Origin of the sequence: Streptomyces sp. NPDC005281, assembly GCF_040607495.1 — a bacterium.
GTDB lineage: Bacteria > Actinomycetota > Actinomycetes > Streptomycetales > Streptomycetaceae > Streptomyces.
In genome coordinates, this window is sequence record NZ_JBEXGX010000080.1 from 1 (window position 1) to 6,041 (window position 6,041).

The 6,041-nt window shown below is 71.3% G+C and carries 4 protein-coding genes; all 4 read left to right on the forward strand.

Annotation, left to right across the window (positions count from 1 at the left end):
* Positions 1-248: 248 nt before the first annotated feature.
* The 4 genes from ABZV42_RS41835 to ABZV42_RS41850 all read left to right on the forward strand — a co-directional run bounded on the left by ABZV42_RS41835 (position 249) and on the right by ABZV42_RS41850 (position 5,733).
* Positions 249-2,330 (forward strand): tetratricopeptide repeat protein, encoded by a 2,082-nt coding sequence (locus ABZV42_RS41835; protein ID WP_356057498.1) that lies wholly within the window; start codon positions 249-251, stop codon positions 2,328-2,330.
* Between the two features lie 162 nt (positions 2,331-2,492).
* Complete coding sequence (gene ald, locus ABZV42_RS41840; protein ID WP_355991803.1) at positions 2,493-3,617, forward strand: alanine dehydrogenase; 1,125 nt, start codon at positions 2,493-2,495, stop codon at positions 3,615-3,617.
* 425 nt (positions 3,618-4,042) lie between these two features.
* The gene (locus tag ABZV42_RS41845; RefSeq protein ID WP_355991801.1) at positions 4,043-5,170 is read left to right on the forward strand and encodes a ParA family protein; all 1,128 of its coding nucleotides are present in this window, start codon (positions 4,043-4,045) and stop codon (positions 5,168-5,170) included.
* A complete protein-coding gene (locus ABZV42_RS41850) occupies positions 5,155-5,733 on the forward strand; it encodes a hypothetical protein (protein ID WP_355991799.1) in 579 nt (192 codons plus the stop codon). The genes ABZV42_RS41845 and ABZV42_RS41850 overlap by 16 nt, the downstream gene beginning before the upstream one ends.
* The last annotated feature ends 308 nt before the right edge of the window (positions 5,734-6,041 follow it).

Here is a 6,041-nt window from a genome sequence, read left to right on the forward strand (position 1 = left end):
TGACGACGGCGCCGCCGGCCGAGTACCGCGTCCCCACCGAGCCCGCCGGTCCACGGTGCTGTCGGGCCGTGGTCGGACGGGCGTATACGCCCGTCCGAGGCGGGCGGTCCTACGATCACCTGATCCGATCGGGGGACGTCTCCGTCGCGCTCCGCCCGAATCGTCGCAGAGCGTGAACTAGGCTCAGGAAAACGCCCGTACCGGAGTCCCGGCGGGCTTGCGCGTGCAGTGGAACGGGAGCGTGGCCCGTGGCGGATCAGGTGGTGGACGACGGCGGCACCAAGGTGGAGTCCAAGGGGCAGCGCCCGGCTGCCGGGTCCGCTCCTACGGAGAGTCAGTTCCTGGGCCGTACAAGAGAGTTGAAGGAACTCCGGGCGGACATCGAGCGGGCCGGCCTCGACACCATCGCCGGCCGCAAGGCCCCCCGCGCGCGGGTGCTCCTCATCGCGGGCAAGCCCGGATCCGGCCGTACCGCGCTCGCCGTCCAGCTCGCCGCGCAGGTCGCCGAGAGTTACCCCGACGGCATACTGCGCGCCCGGCTCACCGAACCCGACGGCACGCCGGTGCCCACCGAGGCCACCGCGCGGGAACTGCTCACCGCCCTGGGGCTGTCCGCGCCCCCCGGAGCCGGTCCCGACGACCTCTGCGAGCGGCTGCGCGAGGCCCTCGCGATCCGCCGGGCGGTGCTCCTGCTCGACGACGCGGCCGACGCCGAGCAGGTCGACGCACTGCTGCCCGACTCCCCCGACTGCCTGGTCGTCGCCGTCTCCGGCGGGCCGCTGACCGGGATCGCGGACGTCCGCCCCTGCACCCTCGGCGGCCTGGACACCAAGTCCGCCCTCGAACTCCTCGGCCACTTCACCGGCTCGGTGCGCATCACCGTCGACCCGCTCGCGGCCGAGGGACTGGTCGAACTGTGCGCGGGCCGGCCGACCGCCCTGGTGCTGGCCGGCGGCTGGCTGGCCGCCCGCCCCGCCGCGGCCGTCGCCGACCTCGCCAAGCAATTGCGCACCGAGGGCGAGGACGGTACGCCGATGGACCGCGTCTTCCGTCTCTCGTACGCCTCCCTGCCGGGCAGCGCGGCGCGGATGCTGCGGCTGCTCTCACTGGCCCCCGCTGGTCTCGTCGACCCGCACACCGCCTCCGCGCTGGCCGGCTGCTCGGTCCAGGCGGCGCACACCGTGCTGGACGAGCTCGTCGGCCTCCGCCTGCTGCGGGCGATCCCCTCGCAGCTGCCGCAGTACGAGGTGCCCGGCTGTCTCCAGCCGCTGCTCCGCGCGCTCGTCGACACCCACGACCGGCCCGCCGAGGTGCAGCTGGCCCGTGCCCGGATGCTGGAGCGGACCGTACGGCTCCTGGTGTCCTGCCGCGCCATCACCGAGACCGACAGCTCGCCCGCCCGGGAGAAGCTCGCCGGGATGCCGCGCGCCCTGCGCTTCTCCAGTCCCCGGGCGGCCGAGGACTGGCTGCGCGTCCGTCGGCCCGCGCTGCTCGCCTCGGCCCGGCTGGCCGTCGCCGACGGGGAGCTCGACACCCTGGCCCGGCGGCTGATGGCCGCCCTGGTGCGGGCGATGGCCGCGCACTTCGGCACCCGGGCGGCGGCGCCCGACCTGTACGGCATCCACCGCCTGGTCCTGGACGTCGCCGAACGCCGCGATCTGCCCCGCGAGAAGGCGGCGGCCCTGCTCAATCTCGCCGACCTGGACGCGCAGACCGGCCGCAGGACCGGCGCCCTCGCCCGCTACCGGGCCGCGCTCGACGCCGGACGCGAGGCGAACGACCCGTACGCGACCGGCCGCGCGATGGAATCCGTAGGCGGCGCCCACCAGGAACTCGGGGACCACGACCGGGCCGCCGACTGGTACGGCAGGGCGCTCGCCCAGCGGCTCGCGCGCGACGAGCGCGTGGACGCCGCCCGGCTGTACGGGCGCATCGCCACCGCGCACACCTACGCGGGCCGCTACGGCGAGGCGCAGGTCAACTGGCGCGCCGCGGTCGCCTGGCACCGCAAGAACGGTGATGTCGCCTCCCAGGCAAGGGCGTTGAGCGAGATGGCCCGTGTCCAGGAGTACGCGGGGCGGCCCGAGGAGTCGCTGCGCACCTGCCAGGAGGCCGTCGAGTGGGCGCGCCGCGCGGACGACGTACGCCTCCAGGCCGCGCTTCAGCTCAGGCTGGCCGACACCCTGGAGCGGCTCGGCGACCCCGCCGCCGCCGGGCTGCACCGGGCGGCCGCCGAGCGCATGCTGGGAGATGAGCTCCCGGAGAGCGCAAACGGCTTGGAACGTGACGCTAATGCCTACGAAATCCGCAGTGCATCCGCTGAAGATTGATGCATTGAAAGGCTAGACAGAGGGAACCCCTTCATTAGACTGGCTCCGCCGCGTTCTTCCGTGGTGTCTCCCGGTGTGCTCACGTACGTCGGGTATGACATGCATTGCCTGGATTGCATCGCCTCGGCATGCATAGCCCCAGAGCCCTCTGAGTCAAGGACCGTGATCGACGTGAAGGTCGGCATCCCCCGCGAGGTCAAGAACAACGAGTTCCGGGTGGCCATCACCCCCGCAGGTGTGCACGAGCTCGTGCGCCACGGCCACCAGGTCTTCGTCGAGCAGAACGCCGGCGTCGGCTCCTCGATCACGGACGAGGAGTACGTCTCCGCCGGTGCGCAGATCCTGCCCACCGCCGACGAGGTCTGGGCCACCGCCGACCTGCTGCTGAAGGTCAAGGAGCCCGTCGCGGAGGAGTACCACCGCCTCCGCAAGGACCAGACGCTCTTCACCTACCTGCACCTGGCCGCGTCCAGGGAGTGCACGGACGCCCTCCTGGAGTCCGGCACCACGGCCATCGCCTACGAGACCGTAGAGCTGCCCAGCCGCGCCCTGCCGCTGCTGGCCCCGATGTCCGAGGTCGCCGGCCGCCTCGCCCCGCAGGTCGGCGCCTACCACCTGATGCGCGCCAACGGCGGCCGCGGTGTCCTGCCCGGCGGTGTCCCCGGTGTGCTGCCGGCCAAGGCCGTCGTCATCGGCGGCGGCGTCTCCGGCTGGAACGCCGCGCAGATCGCCATCGGCATGGGCTTCGAGGTGACGCTGCTCGACCGCGACATCAACAAGCTGCGCGAGGCCGACAAGATCTTCGGTACGAAGGTCAAGGCCGTCATGTCCAACTCCTTCGAGCTGGAGAAGGCCTGCCTCGATGCCGACCTCGTGATCGGTGCCGTGCTGATCCCCGGCGCCAAGGCGCCGAAACTGGTCACCAACGAGCTCGTCTCGCGGATGAAGCCGGGCAGTGTCCTTGTCGACATCGCGATCGACCAGGGCGGCTGCTTCGAGGACTCCCGTCCCACCACGCACGCCGAGCCGACCTTCCCGGTCCACAACTCGGTCTTCTACTGCGTCGCCAACATGCCCGGCGCGGTCCCCAACACCTCGACGTACGCGCTGACCAATGCGACGCTGCCGTACATCGTCGAGCTGGCCGACCGCGGCTGGACCGAGGCGCTGCGCCGTGACAACGCGCTGGCCAAGGGTCTCAACACCCATGACGGCAAGGTTGTTTACCGCGAGGTCGCCGAGGCTCACGGGCTGGAGCACGTCGCCCTGGAGAGCCTGCTCGGCTGACTTTCCCGATGACTCCATGAGTCGACATTTTCGGTCGACTCGTCACTGACAAAAGGCGATACGTCAACACGGGTCGTCAACACCGCTCACCAGGCCGGACCTTGCCCGACAAGGTCCGGCCGGGTGTGTGTCGGGTCACTTTGCGACACTCGTTCAACTCGCCGCGAACGTAACTCTTCAACCGATTCGCACACCGGTGAAACCTGCCGTGCGACGGCCTTACGCCCTTGACAGAGGGGTGTTCGGTTGCCGACACATCGGGTCGGGTCCGGCGGATTGTGTTGCTGCGGAGCGGTGACACGCCATAGAGTCGCCAACCGTCGGCATGGTGCCACGCTGACCTATCGAGAAGTTTCCTGGTCACCAAGGAGGTAAGACGACTTGTGAATGAGTCGACATTTACTCCCGGGGGTGGTCAACCAGGAATGCCGGCGCGGGGCCAGGACCTCACGGGGCTCGAGGCTGTCGGCTCCGTAGCTGTCCGCACCTTCGCAGCCCATCAGAGTCCCCGGACGACTCAGACAGCACACCCGAGCATGGATGGCCATCACGTGAACGCCATGGCCGGCAACGGAAGTGGCGAGATCCACACCCACTTCGCCGACTACGACGAAGTGCCCCAGGGGCACTTCTACGACCCCGACGCCGAGTACGAGCCCGATCCGGAGTACGCGGCCACGCTCGCGCCCGACGCGGCCCGTCAGCGCCGTGAGCGCATCGGCCCGACAGGGCGCCCGCTGCCCTACTTCCCGATCCCGGGTCCGCTGACCAGTCACGGTCCCGCGACGATCATCGCGATGTGCAACCAGAAGGGCGGCGTGGGCAAGACCACGTCGACCATCAACCTGGGGGCAGCGCTCGCGGAGTACGGACGCCGGGTGCTGCTCGTCGACTTCGACCCGCAGGGCGCGCTGTCCGTGGGTCTCGGCGTCAACCCGATGGAGCTCGACCTCACCGTCTACAACCTGCTCATGGAGCGGGGCATGGCGGCCGACGAGGTGCTCCTGAAGACGGCGGTCCCGAACATGGACCTGCTGCCCAGCAACATCGACCTGTCCGCCGCCGAGGTACAGCTGGTGAGCGAGGTCGCCCGCGAGTCCACGCTCCAGCGCGCCCTGAAGCCGCTGATGGCCGACTACGACTACATCGTGATCGACTGCCAGCCCTCGCTCGGCCTGCTCACCGTGAACGCGCTGACGGCCGCCCACAAGGTGATCGTGCCGCTGGAGTGCGAGTTCTTCGCGCTGCGCGGTGTCGCGCTGCTCACCGAGACGATCGAGAAGGTCCAGGAACGGCTCAACCCCGAGCTGGAGCTCGACGGGATCCTCGCCACGATGTACGACTCCCGCACGGTGCACAGCCGTGAGGTGCTCGCGCGCGTCGTCGAGGCCTTCGACGATCACGTCTACCACACCGTGATCGGCCGGACCGTCCGCTTCCCGGAGACCACGGTGGCCGGCGAGCCGATCACCACGTACGCCTCCAACTCCGTCGGCGCCGCCGCCTATCGCCAGCTCGCCAGGGAGGTGCTCGCCCGGTGTCACGCCGAGTGAGTCTGCCGGGGGCCGACGAACTGTTCCGTACCACCGGGGGCATGGCGCTCCAGTCATCCAGCCCCAACCGCCGGACCAACGGCGAGGCCCGGGTGCCGGCTCCGGCCGGCGAGAGCGACGGGCCGGCCGGGGATGACGCGCCCCAGTCGGTGCCCGTCCAGGGCGGTGACGGCGAGGGCGACGAACATGTCGCCGCCGGCGCCGGGCCGTCCGATGCGGGGGAGTCGCGCAGCCGGGGAGGTGTACCGGACCGTTCGGGGCGCGGCCGCCCGGCGCAGGAAGGTTCTGTCGCCCCTTCCGCGTCCGTGCAGTCGTCCCGCAAGCGGGGGCGCGGCGCGAACCGCCGGCCCACCGGGCGGGAGCGGCACGACGAGAAGATCACGGTGTACGTGTCCGCCGAGGAGCTGATGGACCTCGAGCACGCGCGCCTGGTGCTCCGCGGCGAACACGGTCTGGCCGTCGACCGCGGGCGGATCGTCCGCGAGGCGGTCGCCGTGGTCCTCGCGGACCTGGAATCCCGCGGGGACGCGAGCATTCTCGTACGACGACTGCGCGGGCGATAGCGGTAGCCTTCGACGGCTATGACCTCGAATGTCCCGCCTCCGTCAGCCGCCTCCGGCGGCCGTCGGCGTGCGCTGGGGCGCGGCCCCGCGTCGACACCGGCTCCGCCGGAGCGGTCCGAGGCCGCTGAGCCGCCCGAGCCTTCCCCCGCCCAGCCGGAGGGGTCCGGTGAGCGTTCCGCGGCATCCGCGCAGCCGACGGAGCGGGCGCGGACACCGGCACGCGCCGGGCGACGAGCGCCGGCACGTCGGTGACGACCCGCGCGGCGGCGGTGACGAGGTCGGTGGTGAGGTGGGGGCGCGCGGTGTGG